Annotated in this window: 24 protein-coding genes; 18 read left to right on the top strand and 6 right to left on the bottom strand. The window is 70.9% G+C overall.

Features of this window, described 5'->3' with window-relative positions; genetic code table 11:
- Nucleotides 1-226 precede the first annotated feature (226 nt).
- From HUN58_RS13950 to HUN58_RS13970, 5 genes are all read left to right on the top strand, one after another.
- Nucleotides 227-1,159, top strand: coding sequence for an NADP-dependent oxidoreductase (locus tag HUN58_RS13950; protein ID WP_180224972.1), 933 nt, complete (start codon nt 227-229; stop codon nt 1,157-1,159).
- A 94-nt stretch (nt 1,160-1,253) separates the two neighbouring features.
- On the top strand, nt 1,254-1,916 hold the full coding sequence (locus tag HUN58_RS13955; protein ID WP_180224973.1) for a DUF805 domain-containing protein: 663 nt from the start codon (nt 1,254-1,256) through the stop codon (nt 1,914-1,916).
- Between the two features lie 63 nt (nt 1,917-1,979).
- A complete protein-coding gene (locus tag HUN58_RS13960; RefSeq protein WP_180224974.1) occupies nt 1,980-2,510 on the top strand; it encodes a DUF805 domain-containing protein in 531 nt (176 codons plus the stop codon).
- Nucleotides 2,507-3,244, top strand: coding sequence for a DUF805 domain-containing protein (locus HUN58_RS13965; RefSeq protein ID WP_180224975.1), 738 nt, complete (start codon nt 2,507-2,509; stop codon nt 3,242-3,244). Before HUN58_RS13960 ends, HUN58_RS13965 begins: the two co-directional genes overlap by 4 nt.
- A 94-nt stretch (nt 3,245-3,338) precedes the next feature.
- On the top strand, nt 3,339-3,617 hold the full coding sequence (locus HUN58_RS13970; RefSeq protein WP_180224976.1) for a DUF4190 domain-containing protein: 279 nt from the start codon (nt 3,339-3,341) through the stop codon (nt 3,615-3,617).
- 92 nt (nt 3,618-3,709) lie between these two features.
- Here the strand turns inward: HUN58_RS13970 and HUN58_RS13975 are convergent, their stop codons facing one another.
- From HUN58_RS13975 to HUN58_RS14000, 6 genes are all read right to left on the bottom strand, one after another.
- Nucleotides 3,710-4,354 (bottom strand): TNT domain-containing protein, encoded by a 645-nt coding sequence (locus HUN58_RS13975; protein WP_180224977.1) that lies wholly within the window; start codon nt 4,352-4,354, stop codon nt 3,710-3,712.
- A gap of 70 nt (nt 4,355-4,424) precedes the next feature.
- Nucleotides 4,425-5,198 (bottom strand): succinate dehydrogenase iron-sulfur subunit, encoded by a 774-nt coding sequence (locus HUN58_RS13980; protein WP_058742734.1) that lies wholly within the window; start codon nt 5,196-5,198, stop codon nt 4,425-4,427.
- Nucleotides 5,198-7,006: a succinate dehydrogenase flavoprotein subunit gene (gene sdhA / locus HUN58_RS13985; RefSeq protein WP_058742733.1), complete on the bottom strand. Its 1,809-nt coding sequence runs from the start codon at nt 7,004-7,006 to the stop codon at nt 5,198-5,200. Before sdhA ends, HUN58_RS13980 begins: the two co-directional genes overlap by 1 nt.
- A gap of 41 nt (nt 7,007-7,047) precedes the next feature.
- Nucleotides 7,048-7,494 carry a succinate dehydrogenase, hydrophobic membrane anchor protein gene (gene sdhD, locus HUN58_RS13990; RefSeq protein ID WP_058742732.1) on the bottom strand — a complete coding sequence of 149 codons (447 nt, stop codon included), beginning with the start codon at nt 7,492-7,494 and terminating at the stop codon, nt 7,048-7,050.
- Nucleotides 7,495-7,515: 21 nt separating this feature from the next.
- Entirely contained in the window at nt 7,516-7,965 is a 450-nt protein-coding gene (gene sdhC / locus HUN58_RS13995) for a succinate dehydrogenase, cytochrome b556 subunit (RefSeq protein ID WP_114849864.1), read from the bottom strand.
- A 77-nt stretch (nt 7,966-8,042) separates the two neighbouring features.
- Nucleotides 8,043-9,281, bottom strand: a complete 1,239-nt coding sequence (locus HUN58_RS14000; RefSeq protein WP_241490218.1) for a glycosyltransferase family 1 protein — start codon at nt 9,279-9,281, stop codon at nt 8,043-8,045.
- A 187-nt stretch (nt 9,282-9,468) separates the two neighbouring features.
- Here HUN58_RS14000 and HUN58_RS14005 point away from each other — a divergent pair, with 187 nt between their 5' ends.
- The 13 genes from HUN58_RS14005 to HUN58_RS14065 all read left to right on the top strand — a co-directional run bounded on the left by HUN58_RS14005 (nt 9,469) and on the right by HUN58_RS14065 (nt 22,504).
- The gene (locus HUN58_RS14005; RefSeq protein WP_174777985.1) at nt 9,469-10,584 is read left to right on the top strand and encodes a mannose-1-phosphate guanylyltransferase; all 1,116 of its coding nucleotides are present in this window, start codon (nt 9,469-9,471) and stop codon (nt 10,582-10,584) included.
- A gap of 31 nt (nt 10,585-10,615) precedes the next feature.
- Nucleotides 10,616-11,752, top strand: a complete 1,137-nt coding sequence (locus tag HUN58_RS14010; protein ID WP_180224978.1) for a hypothetical protein — start codon at nt 10,616-10,618, stop codon at nt 11,750-11,752.
- A complete protein-coding gene (locus tag HUN58_RS14015; protein ID WP_180224979.1) occupies nt 11,749-12,621 on the top strand; it encodes an alpha/beta hydrolase in 873 nt (290 codons plus the stop codon). Before HUN58_RS14010 ends, HUN58_RS14015 begins: the two co-directional genes overlap by 4 nt.
- 131 nt (nt 12,622-12,752) lie before the next feature.
- Nucleotides 12,753-13,151 carry a hypothetical protein gene (locus tag HUN58_RS14020; protein ID WP_180224980.1) on the top strand — a complete coding sequence of 133 codons (399 nt, stop codon included), beginning with the start codon at nt 12,753-12,755 and terminating at the stop codon, nt 13,149-13,151.
- A 265-nt stretch (nt 13,152-13,416) separates the two neighbouring features.
- The gene (locus tag HUN58_RS14025; protein WP_180224981.1) at nt 13,417-14,490 is read left to right on the top strand and encodes a BMP family protein; all 1,074 of its coding nucleotides are present in this window, start codon (nt 13,417-13,419) and stop codon (nt 14,488-14,490) included.
- Nucleotides 14,491-14,572: 82 nt separating this feature from the next.
- Nucleotides 14,573-16,093 carry an ABC transporter ATP-binding protein gene (locus HUN58_RS14030; protein WP_144804266.1) on the top strand — a complete coding sequence of 507 codons (1,521 nt, stop codon included), beginning with the start codon at nt 14,573-14,575 and terminating at the stop codon, nt 16,091-16,093.
- Between the two features lie 49 nt (nt 16,094-16,142).
- Nucleotides 16,143-17,522: an ABC transporter permease gene (locus tag HUN58_RS14035; protein WP_217488533.1), complete on the top strand. Its 1,380-nt coding sequence runs from the start codon at nt 16,143-16,145 to the stop codon at nt 17,520-17,522.
- A 5-nt stretch (nt 17,523-17,527) separates the two neighbouring features.
- Nucleotides 17,528-18,805, top strand: coding sequence for an ABC transporter permease (locus tag HUN58_RS14040; RefSeq protein ID WP_231050787.1), 1,278 nt, complete (start codon nt 17,528-17,530; stop codon nt 18,803-18,805).
- 19 nt (nt 18,806-18,824) lie between these two features.
- Nucleotides 18,825-19,337 carry a cytidine deaminase gene (locus HUN58_RS14045; protein WP_114849630.1) on the top strand — a complete coding sequence of 171 codons (513 nt, stop codon included), beginning with the start codon at nt 18,825-18,827 and terminating at the stop codon, nt 19,335-19,337.
- 1 nt (nt 19,338) lies between these two features.
- Entirely contained in the window at nt 19,339-20,628 is a 1,290-nt protein-coding gene (locus HUN58_RS14050) for a thymidine phosphorylase (RefSeq protein ID WP_180224983.1), read from the top strand.
- Nucleotides 20,629-20,666: 38 nt separating this feature from the next.
- Complete coding sequence (locus HUN58_RS14055) at nt 20,667-21,779, top strand: adenosine deaminase (RefSeq protein ID WP_174777992.1); 1,113 nt, start codon at nt 20,667-20,669, stop codon at nt 21,777-21,779.
- A gap of 3 nt (nt 21,780-21,782) precedes the next feature.
- The gene (locus HUN58_RS14060; protein ID WP_058742376.1) at nt 21,783-22,229 is read left to right on the top strand and encodes a PTS sugar transporter subunit IIA; all 447 of its coding nucleotides are present in this window, start codon (nt 21,783-21,785) and stop codon (nt 22,227-22,229) included.
- Entirely contained in the window at nt 22,226-22,504 is a 279-nt protein-coding gene (locus HUN58_RS14065) for a PTS sugar transporter subunit IIB (protein WP_058742375.1), read from the top strand. Before HUN58_RS14060 ends, HUN58_RS14065 begins: the two co-directional genes overlap by 4 nt.
- Nucleotides 22,505-22,533 lie beyond the last annotated feature (29 nt).

A 22,533-nucleotide genomic window follows, 5' to 3' on the forward strand; every position in this document is an offset into this window, starting at 1 on the left:
CGGCCCACAGACCGCGCGATACCCGGCCCCAGGAGGGCCGGGGGGCGCGGTGCCGGCTGGCGCCGCGCCCCCCGTCCGTACGGGAGCCGGCCCGTCACCCGGGACGAGCCGCTGCGCTCTCCCCGAGACGCCCCTTCGCCCGCGCGACGCCGCCGGATCCGGCTCCGTCTCGGCGACCCGGCGGTGTCTCGGTGGCGTCCGGGTGTCCCGGCGTAGCGTCGGCGCCATGACGAAGCACTGGGTCGCCCCGCGGTTCGGCGGCAGCGAGGTCCTCGAGTACGCCGACACCGAGGTCCGTGGCCCCGGCCCGGGCGAGGTCACGATCGACGTCCGCGCCGCCGGCATGAACCCCGCCGACACGAAGCACACCCGGCAGGGCGACCCGTCCGACCTGCCGATCCCGATCGGGTACGAGGTCGCCGGGACCATCAGCGCCCTCGGCCCGGACACCACGATCGCCTCGGGTGGGGGAGCCGTCGGCGACGCGGTCCTGGCCTTCCGCGTCTCCGGCGGCTGGGCGGAGCGGATCACCGTGCCCGCCGCCGACGTCTTCGCCAAGCCCGCGTCCCTCGGGTTCCCCGAGGCGGCGAACCTGCTCCTGGCCGGCACGACCGCGGCCGACATGCTCCGCGTCACGCGCGCCGAGGGGTCGGACACCGTGGTCGTCCACGGCGCCTCCGGTGCCGTCGGCGTGAGCCTGCTCCAGCAGCTGCGGCTGCTCGGGGCACGGGTCATCGGCACGGCCTCCGAGCGCAACGCCGACACCGTCCGCCGCTTCGGTGGCGAGTGGGTCGCGTACGGCGACGGCCTGGAGGCACGCATCCGTGCCCTCGCTCCGTCCGGTGTCGACGTGGCACTGGACTGCGTCGGGAGCGACGAGGCCGTGGACGTCTCGCTCGCGGTGGTCGCGGACCGGAGCCGGATCGTCACGATCGCCGCCTTCGGCCGCGCGGAGGCGGACGGCATCCAGGCCGTCGGTGGCGCGCAGCCCGAGAGCAAGGCGTTCCGGGACTCCGTGCGGCAGCGGCTCGTCGACCTGGCAGCGGAGGGTCGGTTGGTCGTGCCCGTGGCGCGGACGTTCCCGCTCGCCGACGCGCGGGAGGCCGCCCAGGTGCTCGAATCGCAGCACCCCGGCGGCAAGCTGGCGCTGGTGCCCTGACACCGGTCGGTCGGCGCGGATCCGCCTGCAGGGGGACGTGGGGCGGTCCGGTGGGCTGCCAGACTCGGAGGGCACCGCGATCCGGGAGGACCCCATGAGCAACCAGGACCCCTACGGCCAGCAGCCCACGTACGGACAGCAGCCCCCGTACGGCCAGCAGCTTCCGTACGGCCAGCAGCCCCCGTACGGCCAGCAGCTTCCGTACGGCCAGCAGCTTCCGTACGGCCAGCAGCCCCCGTACGGGCAGCAGCCCCCGTACACGCAGCAGCAGTACGGCCAGCCGCAGTACGGCCAGGCGCAGTACGGCCAGGCGCAGTACAGCCAGCGGCCGCCCGCGCCCGGTCGGGGGCAGGTCCCGCCGCTGTGGGCGCCGTGGTACGGCATCCCGTTCCACGAGGCGTTCACCCGCTTCTGGAAGAAGTACGTCCGGTTCGACGGCCGCGCGAGCCGCAGCGAGTTCTGGTTCTGGGCGCTCTGGTACGCGATCGGATCGGTGGTGGCAGGCATCCTCGGCGGCCTGCTCGACGGGCTGCCCTTCGTCTCGAACGCGGACGACGGCATCACGACGCTCTGGTCGCTGGCGTGCGCGATCGGCTTCGTCGCGCTGACCATGCGGCGCCTGCACGACGTGAACCTGTCCGGGTACTTCGCCCTCTTCTTCATCATCCCGCCGATCGGCGTGCTCTTCGCGCTGATCGTCGGACTGATCGGGACCGATCCCCAGGGGCAGCGGTTCGACCGACCCGATCAGGTGTGACATGTGGGCCGGTCGTTCTGGTTGGATCGTGGGGAACGCAGCACCGACCACGAGGGGGACACCGTGACACAGCAGCAACCAGGAGCGCCGTACCGTACCGCGACCGAGCCGGCGTCCGGCGGCCCAGCGGGTGAGCCGCCCATCTGGGCGCCCCGGTACGGCGCGTCGTTCGGGCAGGCGGTCGGACGCTTCTTCCGCAAGTACGCGACCTTCAGCGGTCGTGCGAGTCGCAGCGAGTTCTGGTGGGCGTACCTGGTGGTCGCCGGGCTGTCCTTCATCCTGGTGACGGTCGCGATCGCCTACCGGGTGGCGACGGTCGAGTACCGGACCTACGACCTCGGCGGCGGCCAGGTCTACCAGGCCACGACCCCGCCGGGGCCGGTGTTCTGGCTCCTCCTGGCCCTGCCCGCGCTCTGGTGGCTCGCGACCATCGTGCCGACCCTCGCCCTCGGATGGCGGCGTCTGCACGACGCGAACCTGCCCGGTGCGCTGTACCTGATCGCGGTGTTCGTCGGGATCGTGGGGATCGTCTTCGGTCTCCTGCCGTCGAACCCCGAGGGAGCCCGACACGACCGACCGGAGGCAGGACGATGACGAACGACCAGAGCCCGCAGTGGGGCAAGCCGGACCAGCCCGGCGACCAGCAGCCGCAGTACGGGCAGCCGCAGCCGTACGGGCAGCAGCCCCAGTACGCGCAGCCGCAGCAGCCGTACGGGCAGCCCCAGCAGTACGGGCAGCAGCCCCAGCAGTACGGGCAGCCGCAGCAGCCGTACGGGCAGCAGCCCCAGTACGGGCAGCCCCAGGCCGGCCAGCCCTACCCGCAGTACGTCCCCGCCGGCCCGATCCCGCGGGACGCGAGCGGCGCCCCGCCCCTCTGGGCGCCCTGGTACGGCATCGGGTTCCTCGACGCCTTCACCCGGTTCTGGAAGAAGTACGCGCGGTTCGACGGGCGCGCCAGCCGCAGCGAGTTCTGGTACTGGTTCCTCGCGAACGCGATCATCTCGACGATCCTGTTCGGCGGCTACATCGCCGGCATGATCGCCTGGGCGGCGTCGTCCACGACGGTCGACGAGTACGGGCAGTCCACCTCGAACGGCTCGATCCCGGTCGTCGGCATCCTGTTCCTCGTCCTGTACTTCGTGTGGTGGGCGGCGACCATCGTGCCGACCTTCGCGCTCGGGTGGCGCCGGGTGCACGACGCGAACCTCGCCGGACCCTTCTGGCTCATCTCGCTCGTGACCGGCATCGCGGCGATCGTGTTCGGTGCGCTCGAGTCGAACCCCGCGGGCGCGCAGTACGACCGCCCGGACGGCCAGCCGACGGCCTGACGTCGCGCCGCGGACGGGACGCCCTTCCGCCGGTACATTGGTGCCGACCAGCCGCCCGGTCTGGTCCTGCAGCACACTTCCCGAGGGGGACCCCATGACCACCGCCCAGCCGTACAAGCCCGCAGCGCCGGCGTCCGACCGCTTCAACGTCCTCGCGATCGTCGGGTTCGTCCTCGCCTTCGTCGTGAACATCGCCGGACTCGTCGTGAGCATCATCGCGCTCGTGCAGCTCAAGCGCACCGGTGAGCGCGGCCGTGGTCTGGCCCTGGCGGGCGTGATCATCAGCGCCCTGTCGATCGTGCTCAGCATCGTGTCGATGATCGTCGTGTTCTCCGCAGCGGCGAACATGCAGGGCACCACCGGCGGGTACTGAGCCGACACCCGCGCCGAGACCCGCAGCACGACGAAGCGGCCCATCGCTCACGGGGTGGGCCGCTTCGTCGTGCTCGAGCCGGGCGCCGCCGGTCAGACCACGCGGAGTCGGACGAGCGAGCCGTCGACGACGAGGTCGCGGATCGTGACCGACGGGTCCGCGGTCCGGAAGCGCAGCGCACCGCCGGGCTGGTCGAACCAGGGTTGCACGAACGAGACCTCGACCAGGAACGGCCGGTCGACGACGTACCGGTGCACCTCGGGTGCTGCCGCGACGTGCGGCGGCAGGGCGCGCTGGGGGAGCGGGGTGTCGAGCGGGTGCAGCAGGTAGCCGTCCGGACCGCCGACGCGGTCGACGGGCACGCCAGCGGGGATCTGGATGCGCAGGCCCTGGTCGCCGGCCTGGGCGACCTGCTGCGCGAGCTGCGGGTACGTCGAGGCGGCACGGTCGCGGAGCCCGTCGAGCTCGTGGCGGGGGATGTCCCGTGACGCCGGGAACGCGCGGTTCAGGAAACGCCTCAGCATCTCGACCGCATCGGCCTCGCCACGGGCGGTCGCGAGCCGACGCGCAGTGCCGTAGTCGACGACCTCGAGCGCGAAGTCGTCCGGCTGCTCTGCCGGCACGATGCGGAGCGCGCCCTCCACCGGCGGCTCGTGCAGTTGCTCCCCGGGGAGCTGCACGTACCGGACGGTGTAGCCGAGCTGGTCGAGGATGGGGCGGGTCTCCGCGAACGTCATGGCCGCGAGCCTACCGGGCGCCGACATGCCGTTCGCCGAGATCCCGCTGGGCGCTCGGTGCACACCGGCGTCACGCGCCGCCGCGCATGATCGCCTGCTTGACCTCGGAGATGGCCTTCGTCACCTGGATCCCGCGCGGGCAGGCCTCGGAGCAGTTGAAGGTGGTGCGGCAGCGCCAGACGCCCTCCTTGTCGTTGAGGATGTCGAGCCGCACGTTCGCGGCGTCGTCGCGGGAGTCGAAGATGAAGCGGTGAGCGTTCACGATGGCCGCAGGACCGAAGTACTGGCCGTCGGTCCAGAACACGGGGCAGGACGACGTGCACGCGGCGCAGAGGATGCACTTCGTGGTGTCGTCGAAGCGGGCGCGGTCCGCGACGGACTGCACGCGCTCCTTGCCCTTCTCCGGCTTGCTCGACGCCTGCAGGAACGGCTGGACCTCGCGGAAGGACTGGAAGAAGGGCTCCATGTCGACGACGAGGTCCTTCTCGAGCGGCAGGCCCTTGATCGCCTCGACGTAGATCGGCTTCGACACGTCGAGGTCCTTGATGAGCGTCTTGCACGCCAGACGGTTGCGCCCGTTGATCCGCATCGCGTCGGACCCGCACACGCCGTGCGCGCAGGAACGGCGGAACGTCAGCGACCCGTCCTGCTCCCACTTGATCTTGTGCAGGGCGTCGAGGATGCGGTCGGTCGGCAGCATCATGACGTCGAAGTCCTGCCAGCGCGGCTCGTCGTCGACCTCGGGGTCGAAGCGCCGGACGATCACCGTCACGGGGAACGATCCGGGAGGGGCGTCCTGCACGGTGTCGGTGCGGGGGGCGTCGGAGACCAGGGTGTCGGTCATCAGTACTTCCTCTCCATCGGCTCGTAGCGCGTCACCACGACGGGCTTCCAGTCGAGCGTGATGTGGTCGTCGGCGAGTGACGAGTGCGGGTCGCCCGTCAGGTACGCCATGGTGTGCTGCATGTAGTTCTCGTCGTCGCGCTTCGGGTAGTCGTCGCGCATGTGTCCGCCGCGGCTCTCCTTGCGGTTGCGCGCGGAGTAGACGACGACCTCGGCCAGGTCGAGCAGGAAGCCGAGCTCGACCGCCTCGAGCAGGTCGGTGTTGAACCGCTTGCCCTTGTCCTGCACGGCGACGTTGCGGAACCGGTCGCGCAGCTCGTGGATGGTCTCGGTCATCTTGCCGAGCGACTCGTCGGTGCGGAACACCTGCGCGTTCTTGTCCATCTCGTCCTGCAGCTCCTTGCGCAGCACGGCGATGCGTTCGGTGCCGGTCGAGGAGCGCAGCTGCGCGAGCATGTCGCGGATCCCGGCGGCCGGGTCCTCCGGCAGGGGGAGGAACTCCGCGGTCTGGACGTACTCGGCCGCGTTGTTGCCGGAGCGCTTGCCGAACACGTTGATGTCGAGCAGCGAGTTCGTGCCGAGGCGGTTCGAGCCGTGCACGGACACGCACGCGCACTCGCCGGCGGCGTACAGACCGGGGACGACGGTTGTGTTGTCGTACAGGACCTCGGCCTTGACGTTCGTCGGGATGCCGCCCATCGCGTAGTGCGCGGTCGGCATGACCGGCACCGGCTCGACGACCGGGTCGACCCCGAGGTAGGTGCGCGCGAACTCGGTGATGTCCGGCAGCTTCGTCTCGAGGACCTCGGCACCGAGGTGCGTGCAGTCGAGCAGGACGTAGTCCTTGTTCGGGCCGGCACCGCGGCCCTCGGCGACCTCCTGCACCATGCACCGGGCGACGATGTCGCGGGGAGCGAGGTCCTTGATCGTCGGGGCGTAGCGCTCCATGAAGCGTTCGCCGGAGGCGTTGCGGAGGATCGCCCCCTCGCCGCGGGCGCCCTCGGTGAGCAGGATGCCGAGGCCGGCGAGGCCGGTCGGGTGGAACTGGAAGAACTCCATGTCCTCGAGCGGTAGGCCGGTGCGCCAGACGATGCCGACGCCGTCGCCGGTCAGGGTGTGGGCGTTCGAGGTGGTCTTGAACATCTTGCCGAAGCCACCGGTCGCGAAGATCACGGCCTTGGCGTGGAAGACGTGCAGGTCACCCGTGGCGAGCTCGTACGCGACGACGCCCGCCGGCTGCTTGCGCGTGACGCCGTCGTCGCCCGTGACGTCCACCATGACGAGGTCGAGCGCGTAGAACTCGTTGTGGAACTCGACGCCGAGCTTCACGCAGTTCTGGAACAGCGTCTGCAGGATCATGTGGCCCGTGCGGTCCGCGGCGTAGCAGGCCCGGCGGACCGGGGCCTTGCCGTGGTCGCGGGTGTGGCCGCCGAAGCGACGCTGGTCGATCTTGCCCTCCGGGGTGCGGTTGAAGGGCAGGCCCATGTTCTCGAGGTCGATGACCGCGTCGATGGCCTCCTTCGCCAGGATCTCGGCGGCGTCCTGGTCGACCAGGTAGTCGCCGCCCTTGATCGTGTCGAAGGTGTGCCACTCCCACGAGTCCTCTTCGACGTTCGCGAGTGCGGCGGCCATGCCGCCCTGCGCCGCGCCCGTGTGGGAGCGCGTCGGGTAGAGCTTCGAGATGACGGCGGTCTTGGCCTTCGGACCGGCCTCGATCGCGGCGCGCATCCCGGCGCCGCCCGCGCCGATGATGACGATGTCGTGCTGGTGGTGGTGGACCGTGGTCTCGGTCGGGGTGTTCGCAGGCACAGGGGTCTTTCGTTCGGAGGAGGAGCGGTCGTCGGGGATCGTCAGCGCGCCGGGCAGAACGACGGCAGGTCCGCAGCGGCGGCGCCGGCGGGGCACGGATCGAACGTCCAGCAGACGAGCAGCCCGAGCACGACGAGTGCGACGCAGGCGATGAGCACGGCGAGCAGCAGGGTCTTCCGGATCCCGGGCTTCGCGACGTAGTCGTTGATGATCGTGCGCATGCCGTTGGAGCCGTGCACCAGGGCGAGGACCAGCATGAGCGAGTCCCACACCTGCCAGAACGGGTTGGCCCACTTGCCGGCGACGAAGGCGAAGTCGATCTGCTTGACGCCTTCACCCGCGACCATGTTGACGAAGAGGTGGCCGAAGATGAGCACGACGAGCAGGACGCCCGAGGCGCGCATGTAGATCCACCCCCACTTCTCCCAGTTGGTGGTGCGGCGTGCGGCGCTGGCCGAGCGAGGCGGCTCGACGGTCTGTGTGGTCATGGTCGTCTCCCGTCCCTTCGCCTACTGGAAGTCCGCGACGAGGTTCATGAGCTGGCGCGGGAGGAAGCCCGCGATGAGGACTGCCCACACGACGAGCACGATCCAGAACATGGCGCGCTGGTACTTCGGGCCCTTCGACCAGAAGTCCACCAGGATGATGCGCAGGCCGTTCAGGGCATGGAAGACGATCGCCATCACGAGGGCGATCTCACCGAGGTTCATGATCGGCGTCTTGTAGGTCCCGATGACGGCGTTGTAGGCCTCGGGCGAGAGCCGCACGAGGGCCGTGTCGAGGATGTGCACCAGCAGGAAGAAGTAGATCGCGACGCCGGTGATCCGGTGCAGCACCCACGACCACATCCCCGTGGACCCGCGGTACAGCGTCCCCTCGAGCTTCCGGGACGCGCGCGGCGCATCGATCGTCACGCGCGGTTCGACCACCGTCGTCCCGCCTGCGGTCTGCTCGGCCATGAGCAAGTCCTCCCATAGGACGGGCTCGCCGATCGGCGAGCCCTTGCCGTTCGTGTTCGTGTGGAACACGACCCATCCTATGCGCCCGCGCTGACCTTCTCGTCCCGACCGGCCCGCGCGGTGCGCGTCAGGGCAGGCGGCGCGCCGATCGTCCGCGCCGTGTCGTGGTGCGCGAGGAGCTGGTCGCCGATGGCCTCCCACGTGGTGCCCTCGACGCGGAGCCGCCCGGCCGAGCCCATCCGCGCCGCGGCGTCCGGGTCGCCGACGAGCCCGAGCACCGCCCGGCGCAGTGCCTGCGGGACGTCCGGGTCGTACAGCTCGCCGTCGAGGCCCGGCGCGACGAGGTCGAGCGGACCGCCGGCGGCCGGTGCCACCACGGGCAGCCCGGTCGCGTGCGCCTCCTGCAGGGTCTGGCCGAAGGTCTCCGCGGGACCCGTGTGCACGAAGACGTCGAGCATCGCGTACGCGTCGGCCAGCGCGTCGCCCCGCAGCGGACCGGTGAACGTGACGTCGAGGTGCCGGAGCCGACGCTCCAGGTACGCGCGGGACGGGCCGCCCCCGGCGACGACGACCCGGATCCCGGGGAGGCCGCCGAGCTCGGCGAGTCGCTCGACCTCCTTCTCGGGCGCGAGCCGCCCGACGTAGCCGACGATCGTCTCGCCGTCCGGTGCGATCCGCCGACGTGCCGCACGCACCGACGCGCTGTGCCGACGGTCCGGGTGGAAGAGCGTCGTGTCGACGCCCCGGCCCCACCGCGTCACCCGCGGGACGCCGTCCTCGGCGAGCATCGCGGCGGTCGCGCTCGACGGCGCGAGCGTCAGCGACGCGCCGGCGTGGATGCGTCCGAGGATCCTGCGCACCAACGGGACGGTCGCGGTCAGGCCGTTGCGGCGTGCGAACCCGGCCACGTCGGTCTGGAACACGGCGACGGAGGGGATGCCGAGCCTCCCGGCCGCCGTGATGGCGCGTCCACCCAGCAGGAACGGACTGGCGGCGTGGAGCACGTCGGCGCCGGAGGCGGCGAGGATCGTGTCGAGCACCGGGTGGGGGAGGGCGACGGGGAACTGGCGGTACGCCACCGCCGGGACGCGGTGGACGTCGAAGGAGCGGTAGCGCTCCACCTGCGTCTTCGAGCGGAACTGCGCGAGTCCGGGGGTGTCCGGGGCGATCACGACCGCGCGGTGCCCACGGCGCTCCAGGTGGTCGAGGACCGCCAGGACGCTGGTGGTGACGCCGTTGAGGGTGGGCAGGAAGCTCTCGGTCACGACGGCCACGGTCCGTTGGGACGTGCCGCGCTCCACGCTGCGTGCGCTCATGGTGCGGCCCATGCTCCGGGAGCGGCGTGACCGGGTGGTGCGGTCCGCGTGAACGCCCGGCAGGCAGGTGGTGAACACCCGGACGGGAGGATCGGGGCCCGGTCCGGCGCGCAGCGCTCGCTGGTGCTTCCGGGCACCGTGCGGGCGGCGTCCAGGTCGCGTCCGGCGGGACCGGTACGGTGAGCGCGTGGCAGACGCACTCGAGGACTTCTACGCGATCATCCCGGCCGGCGGCATCGGCTCCCGGCTGTGGCCGCTGTCGCGCGCCGACGCGCCGAAGTTCCTGCACGACCTGACCGGTTCCGGCACCTCGCTACTGCGGCAGACCTGGGACCGCCTCGCGCCCCTCGCCGGCGACCAACGGATCATGGTCGTCACCGGCCGGGCGCACCGGGCAGCGGTCGAGGCGCAGCTCCCCGGCGTCGCGGACCACAACGTCGTGCTCGAGAGCGAGCCGAAGGACAGCACCGCGGCGATCGGCCTCGCCGCGGCGATCCTGCACCGCCGCGAACCGGACGTCGTCGTCGGGTCCTTCGCAGCGGACCACGTCATCGGCGACGAGCGCGGGTTCCGCCGCTCCGTCCGCGAGGCCGTCGTGGCCGCGCGCGCCGGGTACGTGACCACGATCGGCATCACCCCGACCGAGCCCGCCATCGGGTTCGGCTACATCCACGCGCACGGCGAGCCGATCGGCATCGAGGGTGCGCCGACCGCGCACGCGGTGCGCTCGTTCGTCGAGAAGCCCGACCTCGACACCGCCCGCTCCTACGTGGAGCAGGGGACCTACCTGTGGAACGCGGGGATGTTCATCGCGCGCGCCGACGTCCTGCTCGCCGAGATCGGACGGACCAAGCCCGAGCTGCTCGCCGGCATCGAGGAACTCGCCGCGGCGTGGGACACCTCGTCGCGCGGGGCGGTCGTCGACGCGGTGTGGCCCGAGCTCGAGAAGATCGCGATCGACTACACGGTCGCCGAGCCCGCGGCGGCAGCCGGCCGGATGGCGGTCGTGCCCGGGGACTTCGACTGGGACGACGTCGGCGACTTCGCGTCGCTCGCGAAGCTGCAGTCCGGCGGTCGGGCGAACAACCTCGCGGTGCTCGGTGACGGCGCGCGCATCCTCGCGGACTCCTCGAGCGGCATCGTCGTCTCGCACAGCCAGCGGCTCATCTCGCTGATCGGCGTCGAGGACATCGTGGTCGTCGACACCCCGGACGCGCTGCTCGTCACGACGAGCGCGAACGCGCAACGGGTCAAGGGCGTCGTCGACGCGCTGAAGATCAGCGGCCGGGGCGACGTGCTCTGAGGCCGTGCGGTAATGTTCCAGGTGCTGGGGGATGAGCACCGACGACGGGGGATCGTGCATGGGGGACATCGAGTTCGACGCGGGGAGCGCCGAGGCGATGGCGCGGGTCGCGCGGTCGGCGGCTGACACACTCCGCGGTCAGGCCGGGAGCCGTCGGCAGGCCGCCGAGGACGCCCTCGCGGACTTCGAAGGTTCGTACGCGCGCCGCTTCCGCGATGCAGTGGTCATCGAGGCCGAGGACCGGGGCCGTCTGACGGGGGTGCTCGACGACCTGGCGACGGATGTCGATCGTGCCGTCGCCGCCGCGGAGCGAGAACGGGCGCGTCGGGTCGCCCATGATGCGTGGAAGGCTCGCGAGGCAGAGCGACGGCAGACGGTCGGCGCGATCGCCGGCCCGTTCGCCGGGACCGCTACTGACCTGTGGGACGCCTTCGTCGACCGTGAGCCGTCGAGCGAGGCCCTCCGACCTCCGATCGTCGATGCCGAGTTCCGCGGTCGCGAGCGAGCGCGGTACGGCGACGGTGCGAGCCAGAGCAGGTCCTCGGCGGACCCGAGCGCACTGCAGGGGTTCGCGTCGACCGTGTCTGCCCTCGACACGACCGCATCGGCCGAGGCTGACCGCGTGCGGACCGCCTGGTCGGCGTTCACGGCGTCGTGCGGCTGGGTGCACTTCGACCGGAAGAGCATGCCCGACGGTTTCGAACGTTATGTCCGGGAGAACGATGAGGACCGATCGTGGATCGGCAAGGTCGCCGAGGCGTTCGAGCAGGCCGGTGGGAACGGGTCCCTCTCAGATGCAGCACTCGACATCGCAGCCGTCGGGCGGGCCGCTCCGGCGTTGCGAGGGCTCTTCGCAGAGGGCCTGACGCCGACGCAGGTCGCGGATGGGTGGAGGGCCCTCGGGTTGACCAAGGCCGACGCCGGTGTCCTCGACGCGCTCCCGACGGAGGTGCTGTCCGGTTGGGGAACCTCGAGGGGGTCGCGTACTGGGCGCGGAGCACAGCGAACGTCCTCGTGCTCAACCAGCGGCTGGGCGACGTGGAACTCGAGATCGCGCAGCTCGAGGGCGCCGTCGCATCGGCGGGGGGCGGAGCGAGCGCCCTCGCCCGGGAACTCAACGCGCTGTACGCGGACCGGAAGGCACTGCGGAACATCAACGCAGCGATGAAGGTCCCTGACCAGGCTGCCCACGGTCAGCGATACCTCATCTCGTTGTCCGAGGACCATCCTCCACTCGCCGCCGTGTCGATAGGTGACCTCGACAGCGCGAATTCCGTCACGTGGGCGGTGCCTGGGATGGACACCACTACCGCTGACATGGGCTCCTGGGCGCGGGCTGCGCAGAACATCTACGACGAACAGGGAAGAGATGTCGACGAGCCCAGCCAAGCGGTCATCGCCTGGATCGGTTACGAGACACCGGATGTGACGACCGTGTTGGGTATGCAGAAGGCGGAAGTCGGCGGCCGGAAGCTCGCTGCTTCGATCGACGGACTGGGCGCGATCCGCGGTGACGACATGCCGACGACGAACGTCGTCGCGCACTCGTACGGCACCACGACTGCAGCCGTCGCGCTGTCGGCCACCGGCGCGCACGTCGACCGCTTCGTTGCTCTGGGATCCGCTGGCCTACCGAACGACGTCGACTCGGCCGGCAAGTTGCACGCAGAACACGTCTACGTCGGTCAAGCGCGGAACGTCGTGTTCGATGAGGCCGGTCACGGTGATCAGCTCGCCGGCCTAGGGCGGATGGCTCCCGGCCACCACGTCGACCCGGCGACACGCGTGTTCGGTGCCACCACTTTCGGTACGGACACGAATCCAGCAACCGTCGAAGAGCAACGCCCAGTGCTCAACCACGATCCGCTCACCGGTGACCATTCCGGGTACCTGGACGCGCAGACCGAGTCGCTCTACAACGTCGGGCGAGTCACGACAGGCCACGAAGGAGCGGCGACACCCTTCGTCCCGAAGCCTCCCACCGACCGGGATCAGGCGCTGTTCGGGCCTTTCCAATCCATGCTCGGGGACCGATGATCACGATCAGCACATCTTGCGTGCGGCACAGCATCGCGAGTGCTCTCCTACTGACGACGCTCAGCGGTCTGCTCGCTGGGTGCGCCTTCGGAGCGCCGGACACGAGCACGACACGACGAACGGAGCCCACCGTGGACGCCGACAGCGCCAAGCAGCACATGATCGAGGCGGTGGACGACGCCACAGCCCGTCTCGGTGGGGTGTGGAAGCCCCGGACTGGCCCCGACTACGCCGAGGACTGTGTGTTGCCCGACGGCGAGCAGGGCGCGCGCTGGCGGTACCTGACGGGCAGCGAGCTCGCGGGGGACCCGACGGCCGACGGGGCCCGGATGGCGGACCACTGGCGGGCTCAGGGGATGGAGGTCGTCGTCCGCGACTCGGAGGACGGCCCCGCGGTGTTCGGGAGCGGCGGCGACGACATCGCCGGCATCAGCCTGTACGCGTACTCTGGGAACTACACAGTTCAGGCCCTCTCACGGTGCTTCCCGGGCGACGCCGACCGGATCATGGAGCAGCTGTCCGACGAGTGATCGCTCCGCGGATGACGATTCCGTGCACGGCCCCCGATCCTCAGCGTCGGCTGTAGCGCTCCACCACGAAATCTCGCCGCGACCCCCGAAGTGGGGTCGACGGCGTGGCCTCCGGTTACGGGCCTGTTTCCACGGGGTCGCGATCCCGTAACTGATCCCAGCGGTCCCTCAGGGGCGTTCTGTACCGGCCCGACGGTCGTGTACTGTCGCCACGATCGCCCGGAACGCACGTGGTCCGGGCACCGCCCCCCGGAGGAACCAACCCGTGACATCTCGTACCCGCCAGGTCCTGCTCAGCGGCCTCGCCCTCGCCGGCACCGTGGCAGTCCTCGCCGGCTGCTCGGCCGCCCCGTCCGAAACCGCGACGTCGAAGAAGAGCGACTTCCGCCCCTGCATGGTCTCCGACGCCGGTGGCTTCGACGACAAGTCGTTCAACCAGCTCGGCTTCGAGGGCATGAAGGACGCCGCGGCCGACCTCGGTGCGACGTACAAGTCGGCCGAGTCGAAGGACGCCACGGTCTACGACTCGAACATCCAGCAGCTCATCGGCCAGAACTGCAACCTCATCGTCACCGTCGGCTTCAACCTCGCCGACGCCACGAAGAAGCAGGCCGCGGCGAACCCCGACACCGACTTCGCGATCATCGACGACAACTCGATCGACGCCAAGAACGTCAAGCCGATCACGTTCGACACCTCGCAGGCGGCGTTCCTCGCCGGCTACGCGGCCGCGTCGTACTCGAAGTCCGGCGTCGTCGGCACCTTCGGCGGCATGCAGATCCCGACCGTCACCATCTTCATGGACGGCTTCGCGGACGGCGTGAAGTACTACAACGAGCAGAAGAAGAAGGACGTCAAGGTCGTCGGCTGGGACGTCGACAGCCAGAAGGGCTCCTTCACCGGTGGCTTCGACGCCGGCACGCAGGCGAAGGCCGTGGCGCAGACGCTCCTCGACCAGAACGCCGACGTGATCCTGCCCGTCGGTGGCCCGATCTACCAGTCGGCTGCCGAGGCGATCAAGGACGCGAACAACGGTTCGGTCCTGATCGGTGCGGACAGCGACCTGTACGAGGCCGACCCGCGCTACAAGGACATCGCGTTCACGTCCGTCGAGAAGGGCATGCGCCCGGCCGTCAAGGACGTCGTCGAGCAGGCAGCGGACGGCAAGTACTCGAACACCCCGTACGTCGGCACCCTGAAGAACGACGGTGTCGGCATCGCGCCATTCCACGACTACTCGTCGAAGGTCGACTCCGGCCTGCAGGGCGAGCTGGACAAGATCAAGTCGGGCATCATCGACGGCTCGATCACGGTCGAGACCAAGGCGACCGTCAAGTAGCACGACCGATGCGGGCGGGGGACGAGTCCTCCGCCCGCATCGACGTGTCCACAGCACCACCGACAGGAACAGACCCCGGAACATGAAGCTCGAACTCCGTGGCATCACGAAGCGGTTCGGACCACTCGTCGCCAACGACCACATCTCGCTCACCGTGGAGCCGGGTGAGGTCCACTGCCTCCTCGGCGAGAACGGTGCGGGCAAGTCCACGCTCATGAACGTCCTCTACGGCCTCTACCAGGCCGACGAGGGCGAGATCCTCCTGGACGACGTCGTCCAGGACTTCGACGGCCCCGGCGACGCGATGCGCGCCGGCATCGGCATGGTGCACCAGCACTTCATGCTCGTGCCCGTCTTCACCGTCGCCGAGAACGTCATGCTCGGCCAGGAGCAGACCTCCTTCGGCGGCCGGCTCGACCTCGCCGGGGCCCGCGCCCGCGTGCGGGAGATCAGCGACCGCTTCGGCTTCGATGTCGACCCCGACGCCCGGGTCGAGGACCTGCCCGTCGGCGTGCAGCAGCGTGTCGAGATCATCAAGGCGCTGTCCCGCGACGCGAAGGTCCTGGTGTTCGACGAGCCGACGGCCGTCCTCACGCCGCAGGAGACCGACGAGCTGATGGGCATCATGCGCCAGCTCCGCGAGGCCGGTACGGCGATCGTCTTCATCACCCACAAGCTGCGCGAGGTCCGCGAGGTCGCCGACCGCATCACGGTCATCCGCCTCGGCGCCGTCGTGGGCGAGGCCTCGCCGACGGCGACGAACAACGAGCTGGCAGCCCTGATGGTCGGCCGTGCCGTGTCGCTCGTGGTCGACAAGGCACCGGCGACCGGCGGGGACGACGCGCTCGTCGTCGAGCACCTGACGGTCACCGACCCCTCGGGCGTGGTCCTCGTCGACGACGTCTCGTTCACGGTCCGCCGCGGCGAGGTGCTCGCGATCGCGGGCGTCCAGGGCAACGGGCAGACCGAGCTCACCGAGGCGATCATCGGCCTCGAGCCCGTGCACGCCGGTCGGGTCACCCTCGACGGCAAGGAGCTCACCGGGCGCACCGTCAAGCAGGTGCTCGACGCGGGTGTCGGCTTCGTGCCCGAGGACCGCAAGGAGGACGGCCTGGTCGGCGAGTTCACCATCGCGGAGAACCTCATGCTCGACCGCGCCGACCACGACGAGTTCGTCCGCGCCGGCACGATCCGCTCCGCCGAGCGCGACGCGTTCGCGGACGAGAAGATCGCCGAGTTCGACATCCGCACGCCGTCCCGGACGACGGCGGCCGGCCGGCTGTCCGGCGGCAACCAGCAGAAGATCGTCCTCGCCCGCGAGCTCAGCCGCGAGCTCCGGCTCTTCGTCGCCGCGCAGCCCACGCGCGGCATCGACGTCGGGTCCATCGAGTTCGTCCACAAGCGCATCGTCGCCACGCGCGACACCGGCGTCCCGGTCATCGTCGTCTCCACGGAGCTCGACGAGGTCGTGGCGCTCGCCGACCGGATCGCGGTCATGTACCGCGGCGGCATCGTCGGCATCGTCCCCGCGGACACCCCGCGCGACGTCCTCGGCCTCATGATGGCCGGGGAACTCCCCGAAGGAACGGAACAGGTCGCATGATGGCCGCCGAACTCGCAGCAACCACAGCAGAAGGAACGGAGCTGGCAGCGTGAGCACCCCCACGCCGGACGACACGACGCGACCGGCGACCCCGGCCCCCGCGTCGGACGACACGACGCGACCGGCGACCCCGACCCCCGCGCCCACCGACGACCGTCTGCAGGACACCGAGGCCACCCCGCACCTGATGACCGACTCCGCCGCCGACTCCGAGCGGCGCGCGGGCGGCGACCGGTGGCGGGCCGCGGCGCAGCAGATCGTGAACGGCTCCGTGCTCGTGACGGTCCTGGCCGTCGTCCTCGCCCTGGTGGCCTGCGGCATCCTGATCGCGGTCACCGACGAGAACGTCCGCACCGCCGCCGGGTACTTCTTCGCCCGACCGACGGACACCCTGCAGGCGATCGGCACCTCGGTCGGCGGCGCCTACGCGTCGCTCTTCCAGGGCTCGGTGATCAACTTCGGTGCACCGTCCTTCGCCCAGGCCATCGTGCCGATCACGCGCTCGGTCGACTACGCCGTGCCGCTGATCGCCGCCGGTCTCGGCATCGCGCTGTCGTTCCGCGCCGGCCTGTTCAACATCGGCGGCCAGGGGCAGATCCTGATGGGCGCCGCGGCGGCCGGCTGGGTCGGCTTCTCGTTCGACGGCCCCGCCGCGCTGCACATCCCGCTCACCGTCCTCGCCGGCATCGTCGGCGGTGCGGTCTGGGGCGGCATCGTCGGCGTGCTCAAGGCCCGGACGGGTGCGAACGAGGTGGTCGTCACGATCATGCTCAACTACGTCGCGCTCTACCTGGTCAGCTTCCTGCTCCGCACCCCGGGTCTCCTGCAGGCCCCGGGGAGCGCGAACCCGATCTCGCCCGCGACGAAGGACAGCGCGGTCTTCCCGGCGCTCTTCGGTCCGCGGTACGGGATCAACCTCGGGTTCGTCGTGGCGATCATCGCGGTCGTCGTCGTGTGGTGGCTCGTGAACAAGTCGTCGCTCGGCTTCCGCTTCCGTACCATCGGCGAGAACCCCCGCGCGGCCCGTGTGGCTGGCATGAGCGTCCCCGCGCTCACGATCTGGGTGCTCGTGATCTCCGGCGCGCTCGTCGGCATCGCCGGCGCATACCAGGTGCAGGGTGCGGTGACCTCGGGCTTCACGTCCGGGATCGACGCCGGCATCGGCTTCGACGCGATCACGGTCGCACTCCTCGGCCGCTCGAAGCCGTGGGGCGTGTTCTGGGCGGCGATCCTGTTCGGTGTCCTGAAGAACGGCGGCTACGCCATGCAGGCCGCGAACGGCATCCCGATCGACATCGTCGGCGTGATCCAGGCGCTCATCGTCCTCTTCATCGCCGCGCCGCCGCTCGTCCGCGCGATCTTCCGGATCCCGCAGCCGGGAGCCCGCCGCCGTGTCCGCAAGAACAGCAAGAAGGCGGTCGCCGCATGAGCACCATGACCCCCACCGCGGTCCCGGCCCTGCCCGCCGACCGTCCCGTCGAGACGACGCGCAGCTGGAAGACCCCGATCGCGTTCGGCGTCTTCACGCTCCTCGCCCTCGTCCTCTTCGGCTTCGCCCGACGCCCCGGCACCGCGACGTTCCGCCTGGCCTCGGCCGGCGACTTCTTCGCGCTGCCGAACGTCCCGCTGCCGGCCGCCGCCACCGGCGTGGTCGTCATCGTCCTGCTCGCGCTCGCCACCGTGTACGCGGTCATCGAGACGCGCGGTGCCCGCCGGGTGCCCCTCTGGGTGACCGCGCTCTTCGCGCTGGTCTTCGTCGTCGGCTTCCTCAGCTGGGCCGTCGCCGGTGACTCGATCACCATCCCGGGCATGCTCGTCGGCGCCCTGAGCCTCAGCGTCCCGCTGGTGTTCGGTGCCCTCGGCGGTGTCATCTCGGAGCGCGTCGGCGTCGTGAACATCGCCATCGAGGGCCAGTTCCTCGCCGGCGCGTTCACCTCGGCGATGATCGCCTCGCTCACCGGCTCGGCATGGGTCGGTCTCGTCGGCGCGCTCGTCGCCGGTGTCCTGGTGTCCTTCGTCCTCGCGGCGTTCAGCATCAAGTACCTCGTCGACCAGGTCATCGTCGGTGTCGTCATCAACGCGTTCATCTCGGGTCTGACCGGCTTCCTGTACTCGCAGGTCCTGTCGCCGAACCAGGGCACGCTGAACGTCGGCATCCGCTTCCCCAAGATCGAGATCCCGCTCCTCCACCAGATCCCGATCATCGGCCCGATCTTCTTCGAGCAGACCGTCGTGGTCTACCTGGCGTACGTCGCCGTCGCGGTCGTCACCTTCGGCCTGTTCAAGACCCGCTGGGGCCTGCGCCTCCGTGCGGTCGGCGAGCACCCGCAGGCAGCCGACACGGTCGGCATCAACGTCGCCAGGACGCGCTTCTGGAACGTCTCGATCGCGGGCGCCGTCGCCGGTCTCGGCGGTGCGTACTTCACGCTCGACGCCGCGGGCGGCTTCACGAAGGACATGACGGCCGGCGCGGGCTACATCGCGCTCGCGGCGGTCATCTTCGGTCGTTGGGACCCGATCCGTGCGACGTTCGCGGCGCTGCTGTTCGGCTTCGCCTCGAACCTGCAGAACACGCTCGCGGCGGTCGGTTCGCCGGTCCCGAGCGAGTTCCTGCTCATGCTGCCCTACGTGGTCACGATCTTCGCGGTCGCCGGCCTGGTCGGACAGTCGCGCGGGCCGGCGGCCGCCGGCAAGCCGTACATCAAGAGCTGACGGACGGGAGGCACGGGTCATGACCGACACGAACGCTGCGGGTGACCAGGCGGTCGCCGCGACCGACGGGGCGGACGCCGCCCCGATCCTCCCGGCCGGTGCCGCCGACCCCGGGAACGACGCGGGCCGAGCGGTCGACTGGAGCGTGCTCCGCGACGCGGCCACGGCCGCGATGCGGCGCGCCTACGCGCCCTACTCGTCCTTCCCGGTGGGGGCCGCTGCCCTGACCGACGACGGGCGGGTCGTGTCCGGCTGCAACGTCGAGAACGCGTCGTACGGGGTCACCCTGTGCGCCGAGTGCTCGCTCGTGTCGCAGCTGCACATGACGGGCGGCGGCAAGCTCGTCGCGTTCACGTGCGTGGACGGCGACGGCGCCACCCTGATGCCGTGCGGTCGCTGCCGGCAGCTGCTCTTCGAGCACTCCGCCGAGGGCATGCTCCTCGAGACCGTCTCCGGCATCCGCACCATCGACGAGGTCCTGCCGGACGCCTTCGGGCCCCGGACCCTCGCCACCTACCAGGAAGAGCACTGACATGGCCGTCGAGCCGTTCGACACCGTCGACCTGATCCGCACCAAGCGTTCGGGTGACGCCCTGAGCACGCCCGAGATCGACTGGCTGGTCGACGCGTACACGCGCGGATACGTCGAGGACCCGCAGATGGCGGCGCTCGCGATGGCGATCTTCCTGAACGGGATGGAGCGTCGCGAGATCAAGGACCTGACGCTCGCGATGATCGCGTCGGGGGAGCGGATGTCGTTCGGCTCGCTCGGCAAGACCACCGTGGACAAGCACTCCACCGGTGGCGTCGGGGACAAGATCACCCTGCCGCTCGCACCGCTCGTGGCGTCGTTCGGCGTCGCGGTGCCGCAGCTCTCCGGTCGGGGGCTCGGCCACACCGGCGGGACGCTCGACAAGCTCGAGTCGATCCCCGGCTGGCAGGCGTCTGTCTCGAACGACCGGATGATGCAGGTGCTGTCGGACGTCGGTGCGGTCATCTGCGCCGCCGGTTCCGGGCTCGCCCCGGCGGACAAGAAGCTCTACGCGCTGCGGGACATCACCGGCACCGTCGAGTGCATCCCGCTCATCGCGTCGAGCATCATGTCGAAGAAGATCGCCGAGGGCACGGGCGCGCTCGTGCTCGACGTGAAGTTCGGCTCCGGCGCCTTCATGCCGACCTACGAGGCGTCGAAGGAGCTCGCGCAGACGATGGTCGACCTCGGGAACGACGCCGGGGTCGCGACCTCGGCGCTCCTGACCGACATGGAGGTGCCGCTCGGCCTGACGATCGGCAACGCGCTCGAGGTCCGCGAGTCCGTCGAGGTCCTTGCAGGCGGCGGCCCGGCCGACGTGGTGTCGCTGACGGTCGAACTGGCGTCGGAGATGCTGCGGCTCGCCGGCCTGCCGGACGCCGACCCGGCGGCCGCGCTGGCCGACGGCCGAGCGATGGACACCTGGCGCCGGATGATCGAGGCCCAGGGCGGCGACGCGTCCGCGAGGCTGCCCGTGGCCCGCGAGCAGCACGTCGTCACAGCGTCCTCGTCCGGGGTCCTGACCGAGCAGCAGGCGCTGCCGTTCGGGGTCGCCGCGTGGCGCCTCGGCGCGGGTCGTGCCCGGGCGCAGGACCCCGTGCAGGCCGGTGCGGGCATCGAGCTGCACGTCAAGCCGGGCGACGCGGTCACGGCCGGGCAGCCGCTGTGGACGCTGCACACCGACGAGCCGGCGCGGTTCGAGCGGGCGCTGGAGTCGCTGGAGGGCGCGTGGTCGATCGGGGAGACCGCTCCCGAGCGGGGCCCGATCGTGCGGGAGCGCATCACCGGTTGAGCGCGCGGAAGGTCGGGGCGCACCGATAGCCTGAGGGCATGAGCGCCGACGCCCCGACCTACCGCCTGCCCGACGCCGGGGCGGTCATCGACGACCTGCCCAAGGTCTCGCTGCACGACCACCTCGACGGTGGGCTGCGGCCCGCCACGATCGTCGAGCTCGCGGAGTCGGCGGGCGTCACGCTCCCGACCACCGACCCCGCGGCGCTCGGGGCCTGGTTCGCCGAGCAGTCGAACTCCGGCTCGCTCGTCGAGTACCTGAAGACCTTCGACGTGACCACCTCGGTCATGCAGACCGCGCCGCAGCTGCACCGCGTCGCGAAGGAGTTCGTCGAGGACCTCGTCGCCGACGGCGTGGTCTACGGCGAGGTCCGGTGGGCCCCGGAGCAGCACCTGCGCGGCGGCCTGACGCTCGACGAGACCGTCGAGGCGGTCCAGGCCGGCATCGCCGAGGCGGTCGACGCCGCCGGCGGGTCGATCCGCGTCGGACAGCTCGTCACCGCGATGCGGCACGCCGACCGGTCCCTCGAGATCGCGGAGCTCGCCGTGCGGCACCGCGACCGCGGCGTCGTGGGCTTCGACATCGCGGGGGCCGAGGCCGGGTTCCCGGCGTCGAACCACCGTCCCGCGTTCGAGTACCTGGCATCCGAGCTCTTCCCCGTGACGGTGCACGCCGGCGAGGCCGACGGGCTCGCCTCGATCCGCTCGGCGCTCGTCGACGGCCGGGCGCTCCGCCTGGGCCACGGCGTCCGGATCTTCGAGGACGTCACGCTCTCCGACGCCGGGGACGGCTCGACCCTCGCCGCGCTCGGCGAGGTCGCGTCGTGGGTGCGCGACCGGGAGATCCCGCTCGAGGTCTCGCCGTCGTCGAACCTGCAGACCGGCGCGATCGCGGCGTGGGGCGACGACCTCGCCGACCACCCCTTCGACGTGCTGTACCAGCTCGGCTTCCGGGTCACGGTGAACACCGACAACCGCCTGATGAGCGGCACCACGCTCACGCGCGAGCTGGCCCTGCTGGCGGCGACGTTCGGGTACGACCTCGACGACCTCGCCGCGTTCCAGATCAACGCCGCGCTCGGCTCGTTCCTGCCGCTGGAGGACCGCGAGGAGATCATCGCGACCATCACGGCCGGTCACCAGGAGGCCTAGGACATGCCGTTGCCGCCGCTGCCGGACCCCGCCGTCGTGCTCGGGGCGTCCGCGTCGTCGTGGCGCGCGGCGCTCCGGCTCGCCGGCGACGCCCTCGTCGCCTCCGGTGCCGCCACCGACGCCTACACCGAGGCGATGACCGACCTGGTCGACGAGCACGGTCCGTACATCGTGATCTCGCCCGGACTCGCCTTCGCGCACGCCCGGCCGGGGCCGGCGGTGCTCCGTGACGGGCTCGCCGTCGTGACCCTGCGGGAGCCGGTGGCGTTCGGCCACCCGCACAACGACCCCGTCTCGGTCGTGCTCGGGCTCGCGGTGGCCGAGGTCGGCACGCACCTCGAGTCGATCGGCGAGATCGCGAACCTGTTCAACGACCCGACCGTCACCGGGCGCATCGCGGCGGCGACGTCCGCGGCCGAGGTCCGGGCGATCATGGGAGCACCCGCGTGAAGATCGTGACCATCTGCGGCGCCGGGATCGGCTCGAGCGGCATCCTCAAGGTGAACGCCGAGAAGGCCCTCGACGCGCTCGGACTCGCCGCCACGGTCGAGGCGGCCGACGTCGCCTCGGTGCGGGACGTCGCCGAGGACGCGAACGTGATCCTGACGAGCGCGGAGTTCGTCGAGGCGATCGGCGACACCTACGCGGAGGTCATCGTCATCCGCAACCACTTCGACCAGGGCGAGATCACCGCCGCCGTGGACCGGGCGCTCGGGGAGCACTGAACCGGTCCGTGCCCGCCCTCTAGAGTTGG

The organism is Curtobacterium sp. Csp1, assembly GCF_013347185.1.

Excerpts from the sequence above, each read along its gene's own strand:
- HUN58_RS13950 (WP_180224972.1), top strand. The coding sequence starts at position 227 with ATGACGAAGCACTGGGTCGCCCCGCGGTTCGGCGGCAGCGAGGTCCTC.
- HUN58_RS13955 (WP_180224973.1), top strand. The coding sequence starts at position 1,254 with ATGAGCAACCAGGACCCCTACGGCCAGCAGCCCACGTACGGACAGCAG.
- HUN58_RS13965 (WP_180224975.1), top strand. The coding sequence starts at position 2,507 with ATGACGAACGACCAGAGCCCGCAGTGGGGCAAGCCGGACCAGCCCGGC.
- HUN58_RS13970 (WP_180224976.1), top strand. The coding sequence starts at position 3,339 with ATGACCACCGCCCAGCCGTACAAGCCCGCAGCGCCGGCGTCCGACCGC.
- HUN58_RS13975 (WP_180224977.1), bottom strand. The coding sequence starts at position 4,354 with ATGACGTTCGCGGAGACCCGCCCCATCCTCGACCAGCTCGGCTACACC.
- HUN58_RS13980 (WP_058742734.1), bottom strand. The coding sequence starts at position 5,198 with ATGACCGACACCCTGGTCTCCGACGCCCCCCGCACCGACACCGTGCAG.
- sdhD (WP_058742732.1), bottom strand. The coding sequence starts at position 7,494 with ATGACCACACAGACCGTCGAGCCGCCTCGCTCGGCCAGCGCCGCACGC.
- sdhC (WP_114849864.1), bottom strand. The coding sequence starts at position 7,965 with ATGGCCGAGCAGACCGCAGGCGGGACGACGGTGGTCGAACCGCGCGTG.
- HUN58_RS14000 (WP_241490218.1), bottom strand. The coding sequence starts at position 9,281 with ATGAGCGCACGCAGCGTGGAGCGCGGCACGTCCCAACGGACCGTGGCC.
- HUN58_RS14010 (WP_180224978.1), top strand. The coding sequence starts at position 10,616 with ATGAGCACCGACGACGGGGGATCGTGCATGGGGGACATCGAGTTCGAC.
- HUN58_RS14015 (WP_180224979.1), top strand. The coding sequence starts at position 11,749 with ATGAAGGTCCCTGACCAGGCTGCCCACGGTCAGCGATACCTCATCTCG.
- HUN58_RS14030 (WP_144804266.1), top strand. The coding sequence starts at position 14,573 with ATGAAGCTCGAACTCCGTGGCATCACGAAGCGGTTCGGACCACTCGTC.
- HUN58_RS14040 (WP_231050787.1), top strand. The coding sequence starts at position 17,528 with ATGACCCCCACCGCGGTCCCGGCCCTGCCCGCCGACCGTCCCGTCGAG.
- HUN58_RS14045 (WP_114849630.1), top strand. The coding sequence starts at position 18,825 with ATGACCGACACGAACGCTGCGGGTGACCAGGCGGTCGCCGCGACCGAC.
- HUN58_RS14050 (WP_180224983.1), top strand. The coding sequence starts at position 19,339 with ATGGCCGTCGAGCCGTTCGACACCGTCGACCTGATCCGCACCAAGCGT.
- HUN58_RS14055 (WP_174777992.1), top strand. The coding sequence starts at position 20,667 with ATGAGCGCCGACGCCCCGACCTACCGCCTGCCCGACGCCGGGGCGGTC.
- HUN58_RS14060 (WP_058742376.1), top strand. The coding sequence starts at position 21,783 with ATGCCGTTGCCGCCGCTGCCGGACCCCGCCGTCGTGCTCGGGGCGTCC.